The organism is Arthrobacter wenxiniae (assembly GCF_013376105.1).
In the GTDB taxonomy this organism is placed as follows: Bacteria; Actinomycetota; Actinomycetes; order Actinomycetales; family Micrococcaceae; genus Specibacter; species Specibacter wenxiniae.
Map to the genome: position 1 here is coordinate 24,642 of NZ_JAAMFM010000018.1, position 22,524 is coordinate 47,165.

Sequence of the window (22,524 nt, forward strand, 5' to 3'; positions counted from 1 at the left end):
CATGGGCGGGCTGACAGCGGGCATTCCATGCTTGGTGGGCGTCCGCGTGGTTAGGACGGTGTCTGGCTAGCTGTATTGCCCGGGGACATTAGGTACATGCGGCGTGGCTGAGTGGCAAAAAGAAGACCTCTGGGTGAGGTGGAACTTTTCCAGAGATCCATTCACCCAACCCGGAGGTCCTCTTCATGTCCCATGTTGATGCTGTTTTGGCTCCGAAGGGGCGGCTGAAGCTGAACCGGTGCGTTGTGGAAGACGGCTGGCCCGTGCGTCGGGCTGCCGGGCGCGTCAGGTCTCGGCCGCGACCGCGTCCCGGCGGGCGGGCCGCTACCGGGAACTGGGCGATGCGGGCATGAGGGATCGTTCGTCCCGGCCAAGCCATTCCCCGCATCTGACTCCGGAACGCATGGATCATCAGGGTACGGGTGAAGCGTCGTTGGGGACCGGCCCGGATCGCCTGGCCCGGATTTTGCCTGATGCTCGGGTTGCCGGCCCGGCGGGGATTTGATTCTCTGTCGGGCCAGTATTCCTGTGCTGCACGTGCGGCTGGGGCCTCTTGCCGCTGGGTGGGCGTCAGTTTCCACTGGTGCCCAGGAGTTCGTGCTGATGGTTGGAGGGCGGGTCCTGGGTTTTCAGGACCGCGGCGGGACCCGTTGTCGGCGCTGTGCGAGCTCGGAAATGGCGGCCAGGAAGACCATGGCTGGATTGAGGACGGTAAAGCTGCCACCCTTCGCGGCTGCCACCCTGAAGAAGAAAATTTGCGAAGAGCGTCCGGAACCCGACGACATGCTGTTCCCATCTTCAACCGGCACCGTTCGAAGCCCCCACAATTTCAGGCGGCAATGGCGGGACGCCCGTGCCGGTTCCGCCTGCGAGTGGGTCACGCCGCATGTGTTCAGAAAATCCGTCGCCACGCCGATCGACCAGAAATACAGTTCGAAACGGCCGTCCCCCCAGCTGGGACACACGGGCACCGCCATCATGGAAAAGCACTATATTGCCAAGGCGTCGGAGACGCCCCACCTCACGGATGCACTTCAAAAGCTTGGCCAGCAGGAACCGCCGGAGGAACCCGGCAGCTAGGCTGTCGGAAAGTTCCGTCCGTAAGAGGCACCTGCCCCACAGATCGTCCTGCGAAGGCCTCCTCGAGTCTCCTAACCATCCCTCCGCATAATCTGTCACCGGAGAGGACAACCGTGTAGCTGAGATACAGGTCCAGATCCTGATGGAGTGCGTCTGCCGGACGCTTGATCAGATCATGTAGGTCGGTGGCGTCTCTTTTCCAGCCAGTTGCCGCCTCGCGGAGGAGACAGGGGCGGGAACTGTCAGGGGATGCTGTCGGGCCGCCTGCTCTCGGAGGAACACGTAGTAGTGGATGAGCTTACCCGTCGCATCGCCTGCAGGCTCCTGGATCGACTCTCCTTGGAGATGAGTGATGAGTTCCGTCGCCGCGTCTCCTGGGGGCCGCCAGATCGATCCAGTAGGGAACGCATAGGCGGGGGACGCTGCGCTTGATGGCGACCACGAGCCTGAGTCGTACTTCACGGACCCTCCGATGACGATGCGCTCGAAATCGTTCCTAGTGCCGTCGAGGGCCTCTTGGCCTCTCGGGTAGATCGGGAGTCCTAGGCTATTGTTCCGCATTTCTTTGGGCGAGAGGCAGTGCCAGTGTAAGTGGAAGACTGTAGCTTCGGCATGGGGGGCGGCCCAGCAAAGTCTCCCTCTGCCCACGGCCGAGGTATGCGGGTCGCTCCAGCAAAAGCGGGACTCCGCCGACTTCAGGAAGAGTGCCGGCCAGTTGGGCGGGCGCCTGGACCTGCAGGGGACCAAGTCCTTCCGCACTGGCCGGCCGCCCGCGCCAGCCCCAGAAGTTCGGAGTACCGCGCCAGCGTGGGAATGTAGACCCGGCTGGAGGAGGCGGCAACCACGGCCCCGCTGGACCGTGACGGCGATGGGGGCTTCCGCCAGCCCCGGGGGCGAGGACAGGACGTCCGCGGTCGTCCTGGCCATCGTGTGAAAGGCAAAATACACGCCCGTGATGAAGGCGACGAATCCGTGACGGCGTGCCCGGTGCAGGGGCACGGCCAGGCTAAGCGCCATGGACCCATCTCCGGCCCACCATGGTGGCCTTCACCACGGCGGCGGAGATGTTGCCGGGTGCTGTCTGGGCGGCAATGGGGTCCCGGTCGAGCAGAATGAGGTCTGCGACCATGCCTGCCTCGAGGGTGCCCCCTGCCCGCCCATGCCAACCAAGTCCGCGCTAATGGCGGGGGCCACGTGAAGGCCTCTAGGTGCACTCGGCCGGGACGTTGGTTACATGGTGAAGGGGGTGAAGACCTCTTAGCTTGGTGGTTGCCACACACACCGAACGACCAGGAGGTCTTCATGGTCCACCGTAATGCCCGTCCGACTCCTGCTGGTAGGACCATCCTTGTTCAGAGTGTTCTTCAGGGCCGGCCCGTGGACCATGTGGCGAAGGAAATGGGGGTCTCCCATACCTGCGCGCACCGGTGGTTCCGGCGCTATTTCGAGCACGGCTGGGCCGGAATGGAGGACAGATCCTACCGTCCGGGTTCGTGCCCGCACGCCACGGCCGAGGCGAAGATCCAGGAGGTCCTCGCGGCGCGGGTGAAGCACCGCGAAGGCCCGGTCAGCGGCGAACGCATCCGCGCCCGCCGGGCCACCGACCACCGCTACGAACGCGACACCGCCGGGGCACTGCTGCCCATTGATGTGAAGAAACCCGGGCTGCATCCCCGACGGTGGCGGCTGGCGGGTCCATGGCCGGCCCGAGGCCGTCAGAGGCCGCGGCATCGGCTACGACTACGTCCACGTCGCCGTGGACGATCATTCCCGCCTGGCCTACGTGGAGGTCCTGCCCGATGAGAAAGACCCGAGCTGCGCCCGGTTCCTGAGCAACGCCGCGGCGTTCATTGCCGCCAGCGGGGCACCTGTGCAAGCCAGCGGGGCACCCGTGCAAGAGGTCATGGCCGACAACGCCCTGGCCTGCATCCGCTCCGCGGCCCCCGCCACGGCCCTCGCGGATCCCGGCGCCAAACACCGGCGCACGAAGCCGCGCAGCCCCCGGCAAAACGGCAAGGCCGAACGATTCAACCGCACCCTCCAGGAAGGCCGGGCCCACAAGAACGCCTACGACTCCAGCGACCACCGCACACAAGCCCGCACAGGATGGCCAGGCTTCGACAACCACCGCCGCAACCACAGCGCCCTCGCCGGACCACCACCCATCAGCAGATGCAACCAACCTCCCGGCCGAGTACACCTAGACGGCGAAAAGAGCTTCGCGCACAGCGTGCTCGAAACCACTGATGTGGCTCCGAGCGAGCTCCGCGGCCCGGGCCTCATCTCCGTCGATAACCGCACGGAGCAGCCCCACATGCTCATGCACATGACGGGAGAGGTCGGGAAGGCGATCCAGGACCATGCACCAGATTCGTGTCGCGAGATTGTCGTAGCGAATCAAGATATCTTCGAGGTGGGGATTGGCGGCGGCCGCGTAAATGCCTTGGTGCACACGGGCATCGAGGCGCAGGGTTTCAACGACGGAGGCCGCATTTGTGTCGAAAGACTCGACGGCCTTCATGACGGCCCGCAATTGCTCTCTCATCGACTCCGTCGCCACGCGAGCAGCGCGGGAGGCGGCAAGAGGCTCAAGCTGGGCGCGGATCTCGGAAATAAACGCAAGATCAGTGATCTCCACCCGCGACGCGAAAGTGCCCCTCCGCGGATACGCAACTACCAGGCGATCCAGCTCCAGCCGCTTAAGGGCTTCTCGCACCGGAGTCCGGCCGACGCCAAGGTCCTTGGCGAGGTCATCGTCATCAAGCAGGTCCCCGGGCTTGATGTCAAGCATCAGCAGCCGGTCCCGGATGCGCTCGTACGCCACGTCGGCCAAGGACTTCTTGACCATGTCTTCCGCGCTTGCCAAAGCTTCAACTGCCATAACCCGGACCTCTTTCCATTCAAGTCAAACAGGCTATTGACCTCGCCCACTGACCAATATACGCTGACTCAAACCTAATATATCAGTTCCTGATCTGAGAATATATCTCACGAGAAGATACCTAAGGAGGAGACATGACCCTAGTGGCAACAGACTCATCAACCAGCACGCTGACTCAGCCCGACCCCCGCGTGGAAGACCAGGTCCAGAAGTTCGTACTCACACTGTCGTGCGTCGAACGTGCCGGTATTGTCCAGGCGGTCACCACTTTTCTCTTCGAACGCGGCTTCAACATCGACGAGCACCAGCAGTTCGACGACGGGCTCCGCGAGACGCTGCACCTGCGCACGGCATTCTCGGGTTCACCCGAATACACGCCGGAGAGGCTCCAAGAGGAGTTCAGCGCCATAGCGGACCGCTTCGAGATGAAGTTCAGCTTCCATGACCAGACCAAGCAGCGCATTCTGGTGATGGTGTCCAAGTTCGGCCACTGCCTGAACGACCTGCTCTTCCGCTGGCGGGGCGGAAGCCTCGGGGGCGACATCGCCCTTGTGGTTTCCAACCATGAAACCCACCGGGCCATGGCCGAGGCCGCCGGCCTGCCCTTAATCTACCTCCCGGTGACCCCCGAGACAAAGCTGGATGCCGAACAGCGCCTGCTGGAACTGGTGGACGAGCACAACATCGACCTCGTCGTGCTGGCCCGGTACATGCAGGTGCTCTCCGACGATCTCTGCCGTTCCCTTGAAGGGCGGGCCATCAACATCCACCATTCCTTCCTCCCTGGGTTCAAGGGAGCTCGCCCGTACCACCAGGCGTACGACCGTGGCGTCAAACTGGTAGGTGCTACTGCCCACTACGTGACAGCTGAACTCGATGAAGGTCCGATCATCGAACAGGAAGTCATCAGGGTCGACCACAGCTACGGACCGACCGCCTTATCAACCGTCGGCCAGGACGCAGAAGCGCTGGCACTCTCCCGCGCCGTGCGGTGGCATTGCGAACACCGTGTATTGCTGGACCGAACCAGCACTGTCGTGTTCCGGTAAGCACGCCCACCACACCAGCAGAGACAACACACGAAAACCAGTAGGAGAAACCACATGGCATCGACGCCAAACATTGTCATTATCGGAGCTGGAATCGTCGGCACAAACCTTGCCGACGAACTGGTCACCCGGGGTTGGAACAACATCACCGTCCTGGACCAAGGACCCCTGAACATGCCCGGAGGGTCCACGTCCCACGCCCCCGGTCTCGTCTTCCAGACCAACGCTTCAAAGTCCATGGCGCTCTTCGCCAAGTACACGGTGGAGAAGCTTCTGTCCTTAACCGAAGACGGCGTCAACTGCTTCAACCAGGTCGGCGGCCTCGAGGTCGCCACCACCGAGACCCGTCTGGCGGATCTGAAGCGGAAGCTCGGATACGCCGCATCGTATGGAATTAGCGGCAAGATCCTTTCGCGTGAAGAGTGCATGGAGCTCTACCCGCTGCTGAACGAGGAAGACATCCTGGGAGGGCTCCATGTCCCCAGCGACGGCTTGGCCAATGCTGCCCGCGCCGTTCAGCTGCTGATCAAGCGTACGGAAGCCGCGGGCGTCAAGTACCAGGGCAACACCACGGTCACGGGCATTGAACAGTCCGGACGGCGCGTCACTGGCGTCCAGACATCGGAAGGTGTTATTCCCGCGGACATCGTGGTTTCCTGCGCAGGCTTCTGGGGGGCCAAGATTGGCGAAATGATCGGCATGTCCGTCCCCCTTCTGCCGTTGGCCCACCAGTACGTCAAGACCACTCCGGTGCCGGCGTTGAAGGGCAAGAACCACCTGCCCAACGGCGCGTCCTTGCCCATCCTGCGGCATCAGGACCAGGACCTTTACTACCGCGAGCACGGCGAACGCTACGGCATCGGCTCCTACGCCCACCGCCCCATGCCCGTGGATCTTGCGGACCTGGGCACCTTTGAGCCGGGCGCGATCAGCGAACACAACATGCCCTCCCGGCTCGATTTCACCCTGAAAGACTTCCTCCCGGCGTGGGAAGCCACCAAGCGCATGCTGCCTGCGCTGCGCGAAAGCGACATCGAGGATGGCTTCAACGGCATCTTCTCCTTCACTCCCGACGGGGGATCACTGGTGGGCGAGTCCAAGGAGTTGGATGGTTTCTTCGTCGCCGAGGCCGTCTGGGTGACCCACTCGGCCGGCATTGCCCGTGCCGTTGCCGAACTCCTGACCACCGGCAGGTCGGAGATCGATCTGGGTGATTGCGATATTCACCGCTTCGAGGAGGTCCAGCTGACCCCGGAATACGTCCGCGAAACGTCACAGCAGAATTTCGTGGAAATCTACGATGTCCTGCACCCGCTCCAGTCCAAGCTTTCCCCCCGCAACCTTCGAGTCAGCCCTTTTTATGCCCGCCACAAGGCCTTGGGAGGATTCTTCCTGGAGGGCGGCGGATGGGAACGCCCCTACTGGTTCGAAGCCAACGCGGAACTGCTGAAGGAGATGCCGGCTGAGTGGCAGCCCCCGGCCCGTGATGCCTGGTCGGGAATGTTCAGCTCCCCCATTGCCGCCGCGGAAGCCTGGAAGACCCGCACCGCGGTGGCCATGTACGACATGACTCCGCTCAAGCGCCTCGAGGTCTCCGGCCCGGGAGCATTGAAGCTGCTGCAGGAACTCACCACCGCGGACATGACAAAGAAGCCCGGCGCCGTCACCTACACCCTCCTGCTGGACCACGCCGGCGGCATCCGAAGCGATATCACCGTTGCCCGCCTGAGCGAAGACACCTTCCAGCTCGGAGCCAACGGCAACATCGATACCGCCTACTTTGACCGGGCAGCACGCCACCAGACGGAAAGCGGAACCGCCAGCGACTGGGTCCAGGTGCGCGACACGACAGGCGGCACCTGCTGCATCGGCCTGTGGGGCCCCCTCGCACGGGACCTCATCAGCACCGTAAGCAGCGACGACTTCTCCAACGACGGCCTCCGTTACTTCCGTGCCAAAAAGGTGCTCATCGGCGGCGTCACCGTCACCGCCATGCGCCTGTCCTACGTCGGCGAGCTGGGCTGGGAGCTCTACACCAGCGCGGACAACGGCCAGCGCCTCTGGGATGCCCTGTGGAAGGCCGGACAGCCCTTCGGTGTCATCGCGGCGGGCCGGGCCGCCTTCAGCTCGCTCCGTCTCGAAAAGGGCTACCGCTCGTGGGGCACCGACATGACCACCGAGCACGACCCCCTGGAAGCCGGCCTCGAATTCGCCGTCAAGATGACCAAGGAAAACTTCGTCGGAAAGGCCGCTTTGGAAGGCCGCACCGAGGAAAACTCCGCCCGCCACCTCCGCTGTCTGACGGTCGACGACGGCCGCAGCATCGTCCTGGGCAAGGAACCGGTCTTCTACAAAGACCAGGCGGTCGGCTACGTCACCAGCGCCGCCTACGGCTACACCGTTGCCAAGCCGATCGCCTACGCGTACCTCCCGGCCGCTGTCTCCCTTGGTGACTCAGTCGAGATCGAGTATTTCGGACGACGCATACAGGCCACAGTCACCGCAGATCCGCTGTACGACCCCACGATGACCAGGCTCCGCGGCTAACCACGCGACGGACCATTAAAGGACGCGCGGCCCGGACTCATGCCGTAGAACCAGAGTCCGGGCCGCCGTTCTTCCATGGCCCGTCCCATACACCGCCCAGTCGACTCGAGCGAAGCCCAGGAAGACACATGATCAATTCAGAAACAATCACCGAATACCTCGCCAGCCTTGCCTCACGCGAGCCGACCCCAGGCGGCGGCGCAGCCGCGGCCCTCCACGCCGCGCAGGGTGCAGCGCTCGTCGCCATGGTTGCCAGATACACCACAGGTGCGAAATACGAGCAGCACGCCGAACTCGTTCAAAGGACCATCAACGCCGCCGACGGACTCGTAGTCGAGGCCCTGCGCCTGGCCGACGCTGACCAACATGCGTTCCAAGGCGTCATCGATTCCTACAAACTTCCGTCCGGAAGGGAAGACCTCAGGGCCGTGAGAACAGCATCCATCCAGGAAGCCCTCATCCTGGCCGCGCAACCCCCCACACAGCTCGTCAAGCTCGCCGGCGCCATCGTGGATCTTGCCACGGAACTCTTCGAGGTCGCGAACGCCAACGTCATCAGCGACATCGCCGCTGCCGCCGACGCAGCCCGCGCAGCCGCCACCACGGCGCGGGTGAACATCGACATTAACGTTGTCGCCATCAAAGACACAGCAGCCCGTTCACGGTTGGCTGACCAAACCGACGGCCTGGAGGAAAAGGTTATCCTGGCAGCGGACTCCCTCGTACGGCGTGTGCGCGAAAGGATTCTCGGTTGAGCACCTTACTCCTCTCCGGAAAGACACTGGCAAAGACCATTCAGCAGAAAGCCCACGATGAGGCCCGCGGCCTCGAGGCCGACGGGCTGCACCCAACGCTCGCCGTGGTTGTGGCCACGGACGACGGCTCCACGCACTGGTATGTCCGGTCCATCGAACGGGCCGCAGAAAGGGCCGGGATCAGTTGCCGCATTGTGGACCTTGGCCACGATGCTACCGGGGACGACTTGGCCGTTGCACTAAAGGACCTCAACGCCGATCCCTCAGTGAACGGCATCATCCTCCAGACGCCTCTGCCTCCCGGTGTCGAGTCAGATGAGCTGGTCGGGCACATTGCCCCGGAGAAGGACATCGATGGCGCGAACCCGTTGAGTCTCGGCCGACTGGCTGTCGGGCAGCCCTCGTTCGCACCTGCCACGGCCCGCGCCGTCATCGAGATCCTTGACCATTTCGACATCCCACTCGCAGGCCGGAACGTCGTCGTCATTGGCCGTTCCGCCGTCGTGGGGAAGCCATTGTCCCTGCTGCTGCTGGAACGCGACGCCGCCATTACCATCTGCCACTCCAAGTCTGGTCCGCTGGAAAGATACACCAAGACCGCCGACGTCGTGGTCGTCGCAGCCGGGCGCGCCGGCCTGCTCAACGGCGGCCACGTTTCTTCCGCTGCCATAGTGGTCGACGTCGGCACCAACGTCCTTCCCGACGGCTCCCTCGTGGGGGATGTCGATGAAGCCAGCGTGCGCGGCGTTGCCGCGGCACTGACACCTGTCCCCGGCGGCGTCGGCTCCGTCACCACATCCCTGCTTCTTCTGCACACCACCCAGGCCGCGCGGCAACAGTCGCGTGCTTTGATCCCCGGAACCGCCGGATGACCCGCCGAGGGCGCAACTGCCACCGCGCGGAACCCGTTGTCATATCCATCGAAGGCGCCGAGGCGTCTGACGGGCGGACCCTTGTCTCCGCACTGGTGCAGCTGCCGAGGCTGCAGGAGACCGCCACACTGCCACCCAGCAACCCTGCCAGCTCCCTGTTTCGTGCCCAGATCTGAAGGAACAATCACAGGTCTTCCAAAGCCCCGTTGCATGACATCGACGAGTCCAGGCTGACCGTCGGCAAACCCAAGACGAAGGCCGTCGGCATTCCCGCGGTGGTGAACTCGCTGAAGATCTCTCTCCAGCAGATGGGCCCGGTGCGCAGCGTGCAGAGGCTGCTGGCCGTCAACCAGGTCGACGGCTTCGACTGCATGGGCTGCGCCTGGCCCGAACACGGCAAGCGCAACACGGCGGAGTTCCGTGAGAACGGCGCGAAGGCGGTGATCGCCGAGGAGATGAAAGGGATGGACCACCCCGACGAAGCGGTTTTCTATACGTCGGGGCGGACCTCCAACGAGGCCGCCTTCCTCTACCAGCTCCTCGTGCGGGGCCTGGGGACAAACAATCTCCCCAACTGCTCCAACATGTGCCACGAATCCTCCGGCTCGGCCCTCGTGGAAACCATCGGGATCGGGAAGGGCTCGGTCAGCCTCCTCGACGTGGAAACCGCCTCGCTGATCTTTGTCGCCGGGCAGAATCCAGGCACGAACCACCCGCGCATGCTCAGCGCCCTGGAATAGGCGAAGAAGAACGGGGCGGGCATCGTCTCCGTCAACCCGCGCCCCGAGGCCGGGCTCCTGCGCTTCGAGAATCCACAGACGATCTCCGGCACGCTCGTGGGCACCCAGTTGACCGACGACTTCCTCAAGGACCACACCGTAGGCCTCGAGGACTACCTGGGGTTCCTCCGGAAGGCCCGGTGGGATGACATCGTCGAGGCGACGGGCCTGACGTTGGAGCAGATCCACTCGACGGGTGAACGCCTGCTGGCCTCCCATGCCACCATCGTGTGCTGGGCCATGGGCCTGACCCAGCACAAGCACTCGGTGCCGACCCTGCGCGACGTCGTCAACGTGCTGCTGCTCCAGGGCAACATCGGCAAGCCCGGGGCAGGCGTCTGCCCCATCCGCGGCCGCTCCAACGTCCAGGGCGACCGGACCATGGGCATCTTTGAAAAGATGCCGGAGGAGTTCCACGACATGCTGGACCAGCAGTTCGGGTTCCTGTCCCCCCGCAAGCACGGCTACGACACCGTGGCGGCGATCCGCGCCATGCGGGACGGGAAGGTCCGCGTGTTCATCGGCATGGGCGGCACCTTCGTCGTCCCCCACCCGCCGCGCGACGCCCGCAGGTTCGAGACGCCGTCGGGCAAGGCCCACTTCACCGGCAATGAGCTGGAATTCATCAAAATCCCCCCGGGGCGGCTGGTCCTGCAGACGCTGCGCTCACACGACCAGTACAACACCACCATCCACGGCAAGGACGACCGATACGGCGGCATCCACGGTGGCCGCCGGGTGGTCATGGTCAACGGGGCGGACATCGCCGAGCTCGGATTCAGCGACGGCGACATGGTTCACCTGGTATCCGAGTTCCAGGGGGTTGAGCAGGCCGTCCGCGAATATCTGTTTGCGATCGGAGGGAACCCGGACAGGCCAGGGCTCGTGGATACGCCCGCGCGGGTAGCCCGGGCGGCTGCGGAGATACTTGGCGGGCTTCACGAGGTCCCCCTGGCAGTGCTGGATAAGACCTTTGACCTTGGGCACGGAGAAATGGTCCTCGTCAAGGACATCCCCCTCTACTCCGCCTACGAGCACCACCTGGTGCCGTTCCACGACGTAGCCCACATTGGCTACATCCCATCGGCTGACGGTCTCGTCACGGGACTGAGCAGGCTGGCCCGGCTTGTCGATGCGGGGTGACCGGAAGCCCGGGGCCAGGACCATCACTTCAGCCGTCCGCGGGGAGCTGCGTCTGCCGGCGGCCCGGGCCGAGGCGCTCAGCCTGATCCACGGGCGTTAGGAAATTTCTGGACACACGCCGGCAACGGCGTGACCAGACCGACGAGCTCACGAATGTCGGCCCTACGAATCGCCAGGACGACCACGAGCAGGACTTAAGCCACTGCAGGGCTGTGCTGATTGCAGTGGTTGTACTTTCCCCGCGGCAGGCTCTTCTGCTTGGGGGAACTGCTTCGCATACTCCTTGGCTGTGCCGAATTTCGGCTTCCGCGGCGATTCCCGTGGCAGCCTCGTGGGCCCGGATTTCGTCCAGGACTTCAGCTAGCTCTGGCTCAGGCAGCCGATTCACCCGGAGATTGGAAGTCAGGCGTTCCTCGTAGCGCATGGTTGTTCCCGTCGCGTCGTCTGATCTCGGTAAGAGCTTCGCTCATTCGCCGCCGGGCTGTCCTGAGCGCTCGAATTCCTGCCGGCCCAGCTCAGTGAGTGTGAACTGCTTGCAGCCCGGACCGGTCTGGCCGTGTTACACCGTCTGCTCGACGAGGCGCCGGCCGCGGACCTGTCGCCACGTTCTAGACCTGCTGGCCCGTCGACAACAACTCGTGGCCATGCGATTTCAGAGATCGTCTTCGGGTCGGGCGGCGAGGATCCGATTGGCACTGACCTGAAGGATGCCGAGCGACTCCTGGATCAGGGGCGATGCGATGCTCCCCTTGCGCACAGCGGCGACAATGCGGCGCGCGGGCTTTCCGCTTCCCGTGATGCGCAATCTAACCACGTTTTCGGCACTGCGCAGGGGCGCCAGCCGCGGCAGCAGGCCCACGCCCAGACCCGCACCAACGAAGGCGATCTGGGTTTCCCATTCAACGGCCTCATGAGCAATCCGCGGTGTCACCCCGACTGCAGTGAACGCCGCGGTAAAAAGGGCATGGTAGGTGGAACCGGCGGCCTCTGTGATCCAAGGTTCCGACGCCAGCTCTTCGAGCGTCACCGTTTCCCGCGATGCCAACGGATGATCGGAGGGAATGATCACGTCCAAAGGATCGTCGAGCAGAACAGTCTGCTCGAAGCGCGGATCGTCCTCAACATAGGTGTCGGATTGCATCGCAACGATGACGGCGAGGTCGATTCGCTCGGCAACCAACAAGTCGAAGCAGCGAGCCGGATTGGCCTCAAGAACCTGCACGTCCAGCAGGGGACGTGTCGAGCGCAGGGTGGCGGCCAGCGGCGCGAGCAACTGGGCAGCCGCCGTGGAGAATCCGCCGAGCCCAAAATGGGACTGCACCTGGTCGCCGGCTTCCATGGCCGCGGCGCGCAGGCTCTCCCATTCCGCGATGAGCGCGTCCGAGCCCGCGACGAGAAAGCGGCCCGTGGCGGTCAGCCGCAGGCCCCGTCCCTCTTTCGTTAATAGCTGCATTCCGAGCACGCGCTGGAGCTCTCGCAGTTGCGCGGAGACGGCAGAGGGAGAATAACCGGTGAGCTCCGCAGTGGCGCCTATGGTGCCGCAACGGGCGAATACGCGGAGTGTGACGAGCCTCGCATCGATCATGCATCCATTGTGCACTGTGTTCCCTCAAATTTTGCGCTTTTCTTGCAGAACATTTGTGACTAATCTCATGGCTACAACATTTGCGAGGACGCCGACGGTTGCACCCCACCTCCTGGCCTCCCGAATCGCACACTTCCCCAGCCCTCCCGAAGGAAACCCATGACGGCTTCAGTGAACGTACCCCTCAATTCACGCGGAAAAATCGCTTCATCATTGCCTGCCGAGCAGCTGGCAGAAATTACCGCGTTGTTTGAGTTTCGGCGCGCCGGCCACTCCCTCGATGCCCCCTTCTACACCGACTCGACGATTTTCAAGATCGACATGGAAGCCATTTTCGGCCAGCACTGGATCTTTGCCGCCAGCACCGCCGAACTTCCGGAGCCGGGCGACTACGTCACCGTCGACTACGGGCCCTACTCCCTGATTGTGCTGCGCACCGACGACGGCGGCGTGAACGTCCTGCACAACGTATGCCGCCACCGCGGCGCCCGCGTTCTCACCGAAGCCGCAGGGTCAACCGGGAACCTGGTTTGCGGCTACCACTCCTGGACCTATTCCCCGGAGGGCAACCTGATCCATGCCTCCGCGCCCGGGGAAACGAAGTTCGACAAGAGCTGCTTCGGCCTCAAGCGCGCCCACGGCCGCGAGGTGGCCGGACTTATCTTCGTCTGCATTGCGGATGACCCGCCGGCGGACTTCGACGAAGCCGCAAAGATTTTTGAGCCCTACCTCGCCCCCCACGATCTTTCGAAGACAAGAATCGCCTACCAGCAGAACATCATCGAAGAGGGCAACTGGAAGCTCGTCATGGAGAACAACCGCGAGTGCTACCACTGCGACGGCCACCCTGAGCTCGCCTGCTCCCTCTTTCCCACCTGGGGCCTGACGGAGGGCCTGATCCCGACGCATCTTGAGGAAGTGTGGAACCGAAACAACGAAGCCCAGTCCTCGCTCGAGCAGCGGTGCCGCCGCTATGGCCTTCCCTATGAGGTCGTCGAGCAGCTTGACACGCGCATCGCGGGAATACGCATCTCTCGGGAATCGCTAGACGGAGACGGTGAATCGTTCTCGCCCGACGGGCACAGGCTCTCCAAGAAGCTGCTTGGCGACTTGCCCGACTTCCGCCTTGGCCGCTGCTCGATGCACCTGCAGCCCAACAGCTGGTTCCACTTCCTCGGCGACCACGTCGTCACGTTCGGCGTTTTCCCCATCAACGAACACCAGAGCCTCGTACGCACGACGTGGCTGGTGGCTGACGACGCCGTGGAAGGCGTCGACTACGACCTGGAGAAACTCACCTACACCTGGAAGCAGACAAACCTGCAGGACAAGGCGTTCGTGGAGCTGTGCCAGCAGGGCGCCGGCAGTCCCGCCTACGAGCCCGGCCCTTACATGAAGAGCGAATACCAGGTCGAGGCATTCATCAACTGGTACGTGCAGCGCGTACAGGAGCACTTGGCATGATTGAAGTCCTCACCGAAACGGCAATCCAGGAACCACAGCGGATTCGCGGTCTTGAAATGCCGTGGAACAGGGTGATGGGCAGCAACGAGGGACCCGCCCGGGCAGCCCACGCTTTGGGGCCCTGGCATCCGCAGGAGTTCATGGCCGAATGCGTCGAGACCGTTCCCGAGTCCGGTGCGATGATGACCTTCGTGTTCCGCCGCTGCGACGGTGCGCCCCTGGCGTTCCGAGCGGGCCAGTACGTGAACGTCGCGTTTCCCGTCAATGGCGAGGAGCAGGAACCGGTGGACCGCAGCTATTCGCTATCAAGTTCGCCCACCGAACCGTGGACCTTCAGTATTACCGTCAAGTGCGACTCCACGGGACTGGTCTCGCCATGGGTGCACGAGAACGTCAAACCCGGCACCGTTCTTGAGATGCTGGGACCGGTGGGCGCATTCCACCTGCCCGATGCCGACCGCCGGGCCCGGTACCTCTTGCTTGCCGCCGGCGCAGGCATCACTCCCATCATGTCCATGGTGCGGACCATCCACTCCCTGCCCGGACGCGCCGATGTTGCGGTGCTCTACCACGGCTCGGATGCTGGAGGCTTTGCCTTCCACCGGGAACTCGCCTATATCGCCTCCGTGGACTCACGCATCAAGGTCTACTACTCCCTGGGCGACCGCGGTGTACCGGAACTGTGGGAAGGACTCAGCGGAAGGCTGACGGCGGCCATGCTCGAGGAGGTGGCCCCGGACGCCAATGGCCGCCAGGTGTACGCATGTGGTCCTGAGGGTTACCTGAACACCGCCACCGAGCTCCTCAAGAAGGTCGGTGTGGACGACACTTCCATCTACATGGAGTTCTTCTCCGGAGACCGCCAGACCCTCCTTGAATACCAGGCGGAGGTGGCTCTCGCGGCCGACTTCGCGGAAGAGATCGCCGAGGAGATCGCAGAATCCGCCGAGGACTACTTCGAAAGCCAGCCCGCCGCATTCGGCCTCTACGAGCCGGTTTACGGCGCCGATGGAACCCTACGGGCCTCGGGGCTGCCGCTGGAAATCGTCGCCCCTGCGGCGCCCGGCTCCGACGCCTCAGCCGAGAGCGCGGGCCGGGAGCCGGAAGCTGCTTCACCTGATGACTCGAGCTTCGACACCGTGGGTACAGGCAGCCTCACCATGTCATTCATGCGTACCGGCGTCAATGTGCGGATCGACCCCAGTGAGCTCATCCTCGAGGTGGCCCAGCGTGCGGGCGTCAGAATTGGCGCGAACTGCAAGGAAGGCATGTGCGGCTCCTGTAAGGTCGTCAAGCTTTCAGGGGAGATCGAGATGAACCACCAGGGCGGGATCCGGGCACGGGAAATCTCTGCAGGCAAGTTCCTGCCCTGCTGCTCCACCGCGCGCACCGACATGGTGATCGATGCCTAACCGCTTCCAGCTGCTCTATGCCGGGCAGCAACAGGGATCGTTTTCACGGCACGAACACAAGTCCGAGAATGCCAGGCGTGGCGTTTCGTTTGCCCTCTATGGGTACGCGGGCTCCCCCAACCTCCTCGGGCCTTTCGGGGATATAAACGCACCACCGGCTCAAGGGCATGTTAGGACAAGTGCCGGCCACCAAACCCCCATCCATCGCGCCAGCCGGCCTGAACGCCTTCGTTGCCCGGTAGCGGTGTGCGTTGCATGTATCAATTAGCCCAACTCACTTCGCGAATACTGGCAACAACTACCTCGCAGACAGCCTGATGCACCCAGCATCACCGTGAAGCTCATGACTCGCCGAGCAAAGGATTCGCTCGTGGCTACAGGCAATGACTCAAAACCCCCTACGCCCGAGGAGTTGGCCGCCGAGAACAGCTTGGCACCAGCTTCCCCTGACGCAGAACCCAGAAGGGAACAAATCTCAATGATCCATCCGACCAGGACGACGGACTCCGTCGACACCTCCATATCAAAAGAGACCAGCTCCACGTTCAAACGCCGCTTCATGGTGCGGCTTGTCGCTGTCTTCATCGGCGGAATGTTCCTCGACGGTTACATCCTCGGAATCATCGGCCCCGTCACGGGACTCATGAGGTCAGAGCTCCATCTCAACGCACTATCTCTGGGCATGATTGCTGCAGGCCCGCTGGTTGGCATCTTCGTCGGCTCCCCGCTGGCTGGCTGGGCTACTGACAAGTTCGGACGCAAGCCCATGTTCCTCGTGGACATGGGCCTGTTCCTGGTCGCCTCAGGGGCCCAGTTCTTCGTAACATCCGGAGACGGGGCCGTGATCCAGCTGGCCATCATCCGGTTCATAATGGGCGTCGCGATCGGCGGCGAGTACTCAATCGGTGGGCCATTGCTATCAGAGTTCTCCCCTCCAAAGCTCCGCGGGCGATTGCTCGGGCTGACTCTGATCGCCTGGTACGTCGGTTTCATGATGGCATTCATCATCGGCACGCTCCTGCACGACGCCGGCACCCCCTGGCGCCTCATCATCGGCACGAGCACGATACTCGCATTCGTGCTGTTCCTCGCCCGCTTGGGCCTCCCCGAATCGCCGAGCTGGCTCATTACGAAGGGACGGCACACGGAAGCACTCGCGATCGCACGCAGCCATGTCGAATCGCCCCAGATGCACGACAGCATCACCGAAGAGATGGATCTGAGGATGATCCAGGAGGCCCACGCCGCACAGAGTGGGACAAAAATCAAGGGCGCCTCCTTTGGAATGCTGTTCTCGAGGCAGAACTGGCGCACCACCCTCTTCACCGCAGGTTTTTGGTTCTGTGCGGTCACTCCGTACTTCGCGATCGCGACCTTCGCCGACGACGTGCTCAACCGATTCGGCTTCGGCGGCTGGACCGGTGGAGTCGGCCTGTCCGCACTTGCGACGGCGGGTGTTGTCACCACCGTACTTCTGATTGACAAGCTCGGCCGCCGAATCCTCACCGTGCCCGGGCAGTGGCTCTGCGCAGGCATCCTGCTGATCATCGGAGTCTGGGCGGATGCACCAGCGATCATCGTGCTCGTACTGTTTCTCGCCTTCTCCTTCTTCAATGCCAGCTACACCACGCTGACCCAGGTCTATCCGGCCGAGCTATTCCCCGGCCACCTGCGCGGCATCGGCATGGGCTTCGCCGCGGCATTCAGCCGCATCGGAGCCGCACTCGGCACCTTCGCGCTGCCATGGGCGATCAGTAACATCGGCCTGGGCCCAAGCATGATCGTAGCCGCCGCCGTCGCATTACTCGGCGCAGTCCTCTCGCAATGGCTCGCGCCTGAGACGAAGGGGCGCACCCTCGCCGAAATCTCAGCAAACTTCTCCCACTGACACCGGAACTGCACGGTGACTTCGAGCCAGAGCCAAGGCCCCCAGGCGGATCATTGTCAGTAGGCAAATTCGCGCTTTGGGTGCCGGCCTCCTCGGAGAAAGGATCTGATACGTGATGTACGATCCGGTCGATCACGGTTGGGCCACGACGGGGTCGCCGAAGACGTCCACCACAAGGCGAACGGAAGATTCGAGGTCAGAATCAGGCAGGAGTGCTCGTAGTAGTGCCCATTAGCGTGGTGTAACAGCCCACCTCGGGCGTGTTGCTACCGGACGTAAGGCGGCCACCGCGTGATTCTTGAAACGACCTACCAAAGTACGTTTCGAAAGAGAGCCCACGCGATGACCGCACCCCATGTTATCGATCCTGCCCGCTTCCTGTCAGAACAGCTTGAGCAGGCATCACTGGATCTGATGCGATCCATGCTGACCACCTTTATCAACGCGCTGATGAGCGCCGAGGCGGACGCTGTTTGCGGCGCCGAATATGGTGCCCGCTCCGAAACCCGGACGAACTCCTGCAACGGCTACCGCCACCGGGACTTCGACACCCGGGTCGGGACCCTGGACGTCGCTATCCCCAAGGTCCGGCAAGGGTCCTATTTCCCGGACTGGCTGCTGGAGCGACGGCGTCGGGCCGAGGCCGCGCTGACGACGGTCGTAGCGACGTGCTACCTGCTTGGGGTCTCCACCCGGCGGATGGAAAAGCTCGTCGAGACCCTCGGCATCACGCGACTGTCGAAGTCCCAGGTCTCGGTCATGGCCGCGGACCTGGACGCGCAGGTGGAGGAGTTCCGCACCCGGCCCCTGGATGCGGGCCCGTACACGTTCGTCGCCGCCGACGCTCTCGTGCTCAAGGTCCGGGAGGGCGGGCGGGTAGTCAACATTCACGCCATGGTTGCCACCGGCGTCAACGCCGACGGGCACCGCGAGGTCCTGGGCATCCAGGCCTCCTCCGCCGAGGACGGAGCCGGTTGGCTGGGCTTCTTCCGTGATCTGGTCGCCCGCGGTCTGACCGGGGTGAAGCTGATGACCTCCGACGCGCACGCCGGCCTGGTCGCGGCGATCGGGGCGACCCTGCCCGGCGCGGCCTGGCAGCGGCGCCGCACGCATTACGCCGCGAACTTGATGTCAGTGACCCCGAAGGCTTCCTGGCCCTGGGTGAAGACGCTGCTGCACTCGGTCTACGACCAGCCCGACGCCGTCTCCGTGCATGCCCAGTTCGACCGCGTGCTGGACGCGCTGGAAGGGAAGCTGCCAAAAGTCGCCGAGCACCTGGAGGCCGCCCGGGCCGACATTCTGGCGTTCACGGCCTTCCCCAAAGGTCTGTGGCGTCAGGTGTGGTCCAATAACCCCCAGGAGCGGCTCAACCGGGAAATCCGCCGCCGCACCGACTTGGTCGGCATCTTCCCGGACCGTGCCGCGCTGATCAGCCTCGTCGGGGCCGTGCTGGCGGAGCAGCACGACGAATGGATCGAATCCCGCCGCTACCTCGGGCTCGACCTCATCCAACAATCCCAAGCCGCCGGCACCGCGCCAGCGACAGAGACAGAACAGGAGGACTCCAACCCCGATCTGGCGCTCAGCGCCTAACCAAAATCAAGAATCACGCGGCAAACACCTTACACCACGTCAATGGACTTGACCTTTTTGATCGCTTCCGTGGGGTAAGCGTGGGGTGGAACTTCAGGCGAGCCTTCATCTTAAATCTTAAGATGCTGTCCGCCCATAATTGATTTGCCGATGCCCTGGCACCGGGGTGATCTCGGTGGCTATGGCCGCACTCATTGCGGTGGTCTTTCATTAGTGGATCGCCGGGGCTGATGTCCACGTGGGCTGGCAGGTGCAGGCGCGTGTCAGCCGTGTTCCACGGCGTACCCCTGACCGGGGATTTCCTCGGAGGAAACCACTGGGCCTGGCGGCGGGACGAATTCATCACCGAGAACTGCTGGCTGGAACGGGGCTTTTCTTGTGCCACGGTGCTGTTGTTTCAGGCGTGCCAGCGCCCAGCCGGCGATCCCGCACCAGATGATGCTCGTGATCGCAGACGGCCAGGCCGAGTGGTAGATGCTATTGATGATCATCGCCCCTGCGCCCACCAGGTTCGCTGTCTGAAAGAGGTATCCGTTGGGGATCCGGTGGATCGAAAACAACAGGTAGGCCGCCGCGACGGTCAGGGCCCCGAGCCAGCCGCAAACTTCGATTGCAGTGCTGAACATGCGTGTCTCTTCCTATCACTCCGTGAATTGGGTCTGCCCATCGAACCGGAAACGGGCGGTGGCGGTTCTGTGGGCAGGGCGGTCATGCTGCCAGGCTCTGGAGGAAGCCCCCGCGCCGGCTGCCCCGTATGAGCCACAGGAGGTGACCTCTGTCGCTGGTGGTCATTTCCTTCACTACTGCGATGATGGTCAGCTGGTCTCCGGCAACGATTTCCTGTTTTAGGGAAGTTCCAGTTCGCCGTCGTCGTCACGATGCGGTACGAAGCGGACGAACATGGCCTTGAAACCCGGGGTGTTCGATTCCCTGGCCACGTTTTCCTTGTGGACCAGGGCATTGGCCTCGGGAAAGTACGCGGCAGCGCAGCCCCTCGCCGTCGGGTAGGCCACCAGCCGGAAACTATCCGCCCTCCGGTCCTGTCCCCGGAACGTGCTGACCACGTCCACGCGGTCGCGATCTTGGAATCCGAGTTCCGCCAGGTCCTCCGAGTGGACCAGAATTACCCGGCGGCCGTTGGAGATCCCGCGGTACCGGTCGTCCAAGCCGTAGAACGTGGTGTTGTACTGGTCATGGCTGCGCATGGTTTGCAGGACGAGGTGGCCCTCCGGCGGACTCAGGTATTCCAGCGGGCTGACGGTGAAGCGTCCGCGGCCGATGTCTGTCTTGAAGGACCGCGTATCGCGCGGCGGGTTGGGCAGCACGAAGCCGTTCTTTGTCCGGACACGGGCATTGAAGTCGTCGAAGCCTGGGAGGACCCGGGAGATGTGGTCCCGGATCACGTCGTAGTCCTCGGCCATTGACTTCCAATCCACCGGATGCCCTGAGCCGAAGGTTGCTTCGGCCATCCGCGCCACGATGACAGGTTCGGCGAGCAGGTGCTCGGACACTGGCTGAAGCCTCCCTTGGGTCGAATGGACCACGGACATGGAATCCTCTACGGACAGGAACTGGGCGCCCCTCGGGTGTTTGTCGTCCTTGTCCGTGCGGCCCAAGGTGGGGAGGATGAGGGAGGTGCGCCCGTGCACCACGTGGGACCTATTCGGCTTGGTGGACACATGAACCGTCAAGCCGATCCGTTGCATGCCTGCTTCCAAGGTCTCGGTGTCCGAGCACGCCAGCGAGAAATTGCCGCCCATGGACACGAAGACGTCCACCTCGTTCCGCTCGAAGGCTTCCATGGTCTCCACCGCGTCATGGCCGTGGTCCCGCGGGGACCGGATGCCGAATTCCTTCTCGAGGGCTTCGAGCAGCCACTCCTGTGGTTTTTCCCAGATGCCCATGGTTCTGTCGCCTTGGACATTGGAGTGCCCGCGTACCGGGCAGGCGCCGGCGCCGGGTTTGCCGAAGTTGCCCTGCAGGAGCAGAACGTTGATCATTTCCTTGATGGTGTCCACCGAGTGCGGCTGTTGGGTGACGCCGAGGGCCCAGCAGAAGATGGTTGCCTTGGACCGCCCCAGCATCCCCGCCACGTCCTCGATCTGCTGCCGGCTGAGCCCAGTGGCCCGTCCAGTCTCCTCCCAGTCAAGTTCGCGGCGTGCCTCGCGGTACGCTGCGAAGCCGTCGGTCTGCGCCGCGATGAAGGAATGGTCGACGACGGCGCCAGGGTTTTGCTCCTCGGCCTCCAGCAGCAGGTGGCCGAGGGCCTGGAACAGCGCAAGGTCCCCGCCCACCTTGATCTGCAGGTATTCGTCGGACAGCGGTGTGCCACCGCCGACCACGCCGGAGAGCGTCTGCGGATCCCTAAAGTTGAAAAGGCCGGCCTCCGGCAGCGGGTTGACGGCCACCACCTTGCCTCCCTTGTCCTTGCACTCCTTAAGCGCCGAGAGCATCCGGGGATGGTTGGTGCCGGGGTTCTGCCCGACGACGAAGATCAGTTCCGCATCGTGGATATCCTCCAGTGAGACGGTCCCCTTTCCGATGCCGATGGTCGGGTTCAGTGCTGAGCCAGAGGACTCGTGGCACATGTTTGAACAGTCCGGCAAGTTGTTGGTGCCCAGGGCCCGTGCAAAAAGCTGGTACATGAACGCCGTCTCGTTGGCCGTGCGGCCCGACGTGTAGAAGACGCAACGGTCCGGGCTGCTTGCGCGGAGGTGTTGGCCGACGAGCTCAAAGGCGTCCGCCCACGAGATCGGCGAATAGTGGGTTTCCCCTTCCCTGACCACCACCGGTTCGCTGAGTCTGCCCTGGTTGCCCAGCCAGTACTCGGTCTTCCCTGCCAGTTCCGCAATGGAATGCGTGGCCCAGAACTCCGAACCGGCCGTGCGCAGGGTACTATCCTCGGCCACGGCCTTGGCACCGTTCTCACAGAACTCGGCCGCCTTGCGTTTCTTATCCGATTCCGGCCACGCACAGCCGGGGCAGTCGAACCCGCCGCGCTGGTTCAGGCGCAGCAGTGACTTGGCCGTCCGCGACACCCCGGCCTGGGCCACAGCCCGCTCCAGGGCAACCATCACCGCCTTGACTCCGGCAGCTTCCTTCTTGGGTTCATGGACCACAAGGGCATCCTCGTTGATGTCCGCAACGGGGGCCGGCTGCTTGCCAAACTTCACTGGATCCTCATTCTTAGGGGGTAGTTCTTCGTTGACCGCTTCATGGAAAGCGCGGGCTTCGCCCAACTGCCCGCAAAGATGCAATACACCGCGGCGGGAGGCGGCGGACAACCTCATCGCAAAGGCATACGGAGCTGGCACGGACGCGAACGCGGAAGGCCGGACGGCATCGAGGCAGCATGCCGACCGGTTCGGCGCTGTTCAGTCCATGAAGCCCGGTGTCTCCGGGCACACCCTCCGATTCTGTCTGGGGAATACCTCCAGCCTTGTCCCGGGTCTCGGGGTGGGGCGTTGAACATTCGC

General features: G+C 63.5%; 16 protein-coding genes and 3 pseudogenes. 14 read left to right on the forward strand and 5 right to left on the reverse strand.

Features of this window, described 5'->3' with window-relative positions; translation table 11 throughout:
- Positions 1-185: 185 nt before the first annotated feature.
- Both G6034_RS12210 and G6034_RS12215 read left to right on the forward strand, forming a co-directional pair.
- Positions 186-458, forward strand: a pseudogene (locus G6034_RS12210) (leucine zipper domain-containing protein); the annotation flags it as partial.
- A gap of 217 nt (positions 459-675) precedes the next feature.
- On the forward strand, positions 676-1,080 hold the full coding sequence (locus G6034_RS12215) for a tyrosine-type recombinase/integrase (RefSeq protein WP_176635392.1): 405 nt from the start codon (positions 676-678) through the stop codon (positions 1,078-1,080).
- 1,006 nt (positions 1,081-2,086) lie between these two features.
- Here the strand turns inward: G6034_RS12215 and G6034_RS20160 are convergent.
- Positions 2,087-2,209: a hypothetical protein gene (locus tag G6034_RS20160; RefSeq protein WP_281375472.1), complete on the reverse strand. Its 123-nt coding sequence runs from the start codon at positions 2,207-2,209 to the stop codon at positions 2,087-2,089.
- Positions 2,210-2,382: 173 nt separating this feature from the next.
- Between G6034_RS20160 and G6034_RS20465 the strand changes: the two genes are divergently transcribed.
- Complete coding sequence (locus G6034_RS20465) at positions 2,383-2,883, forward strand: leucine zipper domain-containing protein (protein ID WP_218063867.1); 501 nt, start codon at positions 2,383-2,385, stop codon at positions 2,881-2,883.
- 100 nt (positions 2,884-2,983) lie between these two features.
- Positions 2,984-3,184, forward strand: a pseudogene (locus G6034_RS20470) (integrase core domain-containing protein); the annotation flags it as partial.
- 96 nt (positions 3,185-3,280) lie between these two features.
- On the opposite strand, the gene G6034_RS12225 reads toward G6034_RS20470, so the two are convergent.
- Entirely contained in the window at positions 3,281-3,961 is a 681-nt protein-coding gene (locus G6034_RS12225; protein ID WP_176635425.1) for a GntR family transcriptional regulator, read from the reverse strand.
- Positions 3,962-4,095: 134 nt separating this feature from the next.
- On the opposite strand from G6034_RS12225, the gene purU reads away from it, so the two are divergent.
- The 6 genes and pseudogenes from purU to folE all read left to right on the forward strand — a co-directional run bounded on the left by purU (position 4,096) and on the right by folE (position 11,206).
- Positions 4,096-5,010, forward strand: coding sequence for a formyltetrahydrofolate deformylase (purU, locus tag G6034_RS12230; protein WP_176635393.1), 915 nt, complete (start codon positions 4,096-4,098; stop codon positions 5,008-5,010).
- A gap of 54 nt (positions 5,011-5,064) precedes the next feature.
- Positions 5,065-7,557 carry a GcvT family protein gene (locus tag G6034_RS12235; protein ID WP_176635394.1) on the forward strand — a complete coding sequence of 831 codons (2,493 nt, stop codon included), beginning with the start codon at positions 5,065-5,067 and terminating at the stop codon, positions 7,555-7,557.
- Positions 7,558-7,685: 128 nt separating this feature from the next.
- Positions 7,686-8,312 (forward strand): cyclodeaminase/cyclohydrolase family protein, encoded by a 627-nt coding sequence (locus G6034_RS12240; RefSeq protein WP_176635395.1) that lies wholly within the window; start codon positions 7,686-7,688, stop codon positions 8,310-8,312.
- Positions 8,309-9,184 carry a bifunctional 5,10-methylenetetrahydrofolate dehydrogenase/5,10-methenyltetrahydrofolate cyclohydrolase gene (locus tag G6034_RS12245; protein ID WP_176635396.1) on the forward strand — a complete coding sequence of 292 codons (876 nt, stop codon included), beginning with the start codon at positions 8,309-8,311 and terminating at the stop codon, positions 9,182-9,184. Before G6034_RS12240 ends, G6034_RS12245 begins: the two co-directional genes overlap by 4 nt.
- A gap of 206 nt (positions 9,185-9,390) precedes the next feature.
- The gene (locus tag G6034_RS20475; RefSeq protein WP_218063868.1) at positions 9,391-9,924 is read left to right on the forward strand and encodes a molybdopterin-dependent oxidoreductase; all 534 of its coding nucleotides are present in this window, start codon (positions 9,391-9,393) and stop codon (positions 9,922-9,924) included.
- 564 nt (positions 9,925-10,488) lie between these two features.
- Positions 10,489-11,206 (forward strand): annotated as a pseudogene (gene folE / locus G6034_RS20480) (GTP cyclohydrolase I).
- 552 nt (positions 11,207-11,758) lie between these two features.
- On the opposite strand, the gene G6034_RS12255 reads toward folE, so the two are convergent.
- Positions 11,759-12,691: a LysR family transcriptional regulator gene (locus tag G6034_RS12255; RefSeq protein ID WP_176635397.1), complete on the reverse strand. Its 933-nt coding sequence runs from the start codon at positions 12,689-12,691 to the stop codon at positions 11,759-11,761.
- Between the two features lie 159 nt (positions 12,692-12,850).
- On the opposite strand from G6034_RS12255, the gene G6034_RS12260 reads away from it, so the two are divergent.
- From G6034_RS12260 to G6034_RS12275, 4 genes are all read left to right on the forward strand, one after another.
- A complete protein-coding gene (locus G6034_RS12260; RefSeq protein WP_176635398.1) occupies positions 12,851-14,155 on the forward strand; it encodes an aromatic ring-hydroxylating oxygenase subunit alpha in 1,305 nt (434 codons plus the stop codon).
- The gene (locus tag G6034_RS12265; protein WP_176635399.1) at positions 14,152-15,567 is read left to right on the forward strand and encodes a ferredoxin reductase; all 1,416 of its coding nucleotides are present in this window, start codon (positions 14,152-14,154) and stop codon (positions 15,565-15,567) included. The genes G6034_RS12260 and G6034_RS12265 overlap by 4 nt, the downstream gene beginning before the upstream one ends.
- A gap of 478 nt (positions 15,568-16,045) precedes the next feature.
- Positions 16,046-17,455: an MFS transporter gene (locus G6034_RS12270; protein WP_176635400.1), complete on the forward strand. Its 1,410-nt coding sequence runs from the start codon at positions 16,046-16,048 to the stop codon at positions 17,453-17,455.
- A 342-nt stretch (positions 17,456-17,797) separates the two neighbouring features.
- Positions 17,798-19,048: an IS256 family transposase gene (locus tag G6034_RS12275; protein WP_176635401.1), complete on the forward strand. Its 1,251-nt coding sequence runs from the start codon at positions 17,798-17,800 to the stop codon at positions 19,046-19,048.
- Positions 19,049-19,311: 263 nt separating this feature from the next.
- On the opposite strand, the gene G6034_RS12280 is transcribed toward G6034_RS12275, so the two are convergent.
- Together G6034_RS12280 and G6034_RS12285 are read right to left on the reverse strand one after the other, a co-directional pair.
- Complete coding sequence (locus G6034_RS12280) at positions 19,312-19,674, reverse strand: CBU_0592 family membrane protein (protein ID WP_176635402.1); 363 nt, start codon at positions 19,672-19,674, stop codon at positions 19,312-19,314.
- A gap of 219 nt (positions 19,675-19,893) precedes the next feature.
- The gene (locus tag G6034_RS12285) at positions 19,894-22,221 is read right to left on the reverse strand and encodes an FdhF/YdeP family oxidoreductase (RefSeq protein ID WP_176635403.1); all 2,328 of its coding nucleotides are present in this window, start codon (positions 22,219-22,221) and stop codon (positions 19,894-19,896) included.
- Between the last annotated feature and the right edge of the window lie 303 nt (positions 22,222-22,524).

Coding starts and splice junctions, on each gene's coding strand:
- G6034_RS12280 (WP_176635402.1), bottom strand. CDS start 19,674: ATGTTCAGCACTGCAATCGAAGTTTGCGGCTGGCTCGGGGCCCTGACC.
- G6034_RS12255 (WP_176635397.1), bottom strand. CDS start 12,691: ATGATCGATGCGAGGCTCGTCACACTCCGCGTATTCGCCCGTTGCGGC.
- G6034_RS12240 (WP_176635395.1), top strand. CDS start 7,686: ATGATCAATTCAGAAACAATCACCGAATACCTCGCCAGCCTTGCCTCA.
- G6034_RS12225 (WP_176635425.1), bottom strand. CDS start 3,961: ATGGCAGTTGAAGCTTTGGCAAGCGCGGAAGACATGGTCAAGAAGTCC.
- G6034_RS12235 (WP_176635394.1), top strand. CDS start 5,065: ATGGCATCGACGCCAAACATTGTCATTATCGGAGCTGGAATCGTCGGC.
- G6034_RS12270 (WP_176635400.1), top strand. CDS start 16,046: ATGATCCATCCGACCAGGACGACGGACTCCGTCGACACCTCCATATCA.
- G6034_RS20465 (WP_218063867.1), top strand. CDS start 2,383: ATGGTCCACCGTAATGCCCGTCCGACTCCTGCTGGTAGGACCATCCTT.
- purU (WP_176635393.1), top strand. CDS start 4,096: ATGACCCTAGTGGCAACAGACTCATCAACCAGCACGCTGACTCAGCCC.
- G6034_RS20160 (WP_281375472.1), bottom strand. CDS start 2,209: ATGGTCGCAGACCTCATTCTGCTCGACCGGGACCCCATTGCCGCCCAG.
- G6034_RS12275 (WP_176635401.1), top strand. CDS start 17,798: ATGACCGCACCCCATGTTATCGATCCTGCCCGCTTCCTGTCAGAACAG.
- G6034_RS12260 (WP_176635398.1), top strand. CDS start 12,851: ATGACGGCTTCAGTGAACGTACCCCTCAATTCACGCGGAAAAATCGCT.
- G6034_RS12215 (WP_176635392.1), top strand. CDS start 676: ATGGCGGCCAGGAAGACCATGGCTGGATTGAGGACGGTAAAGCTGCCA.
- G6034_RS12265 (WP_176635399.1), top strand. CDS start 14,152: ATGATTGAAGTCCTCACCGAAACGGCAATCCAGGAACCACAGCGGATT.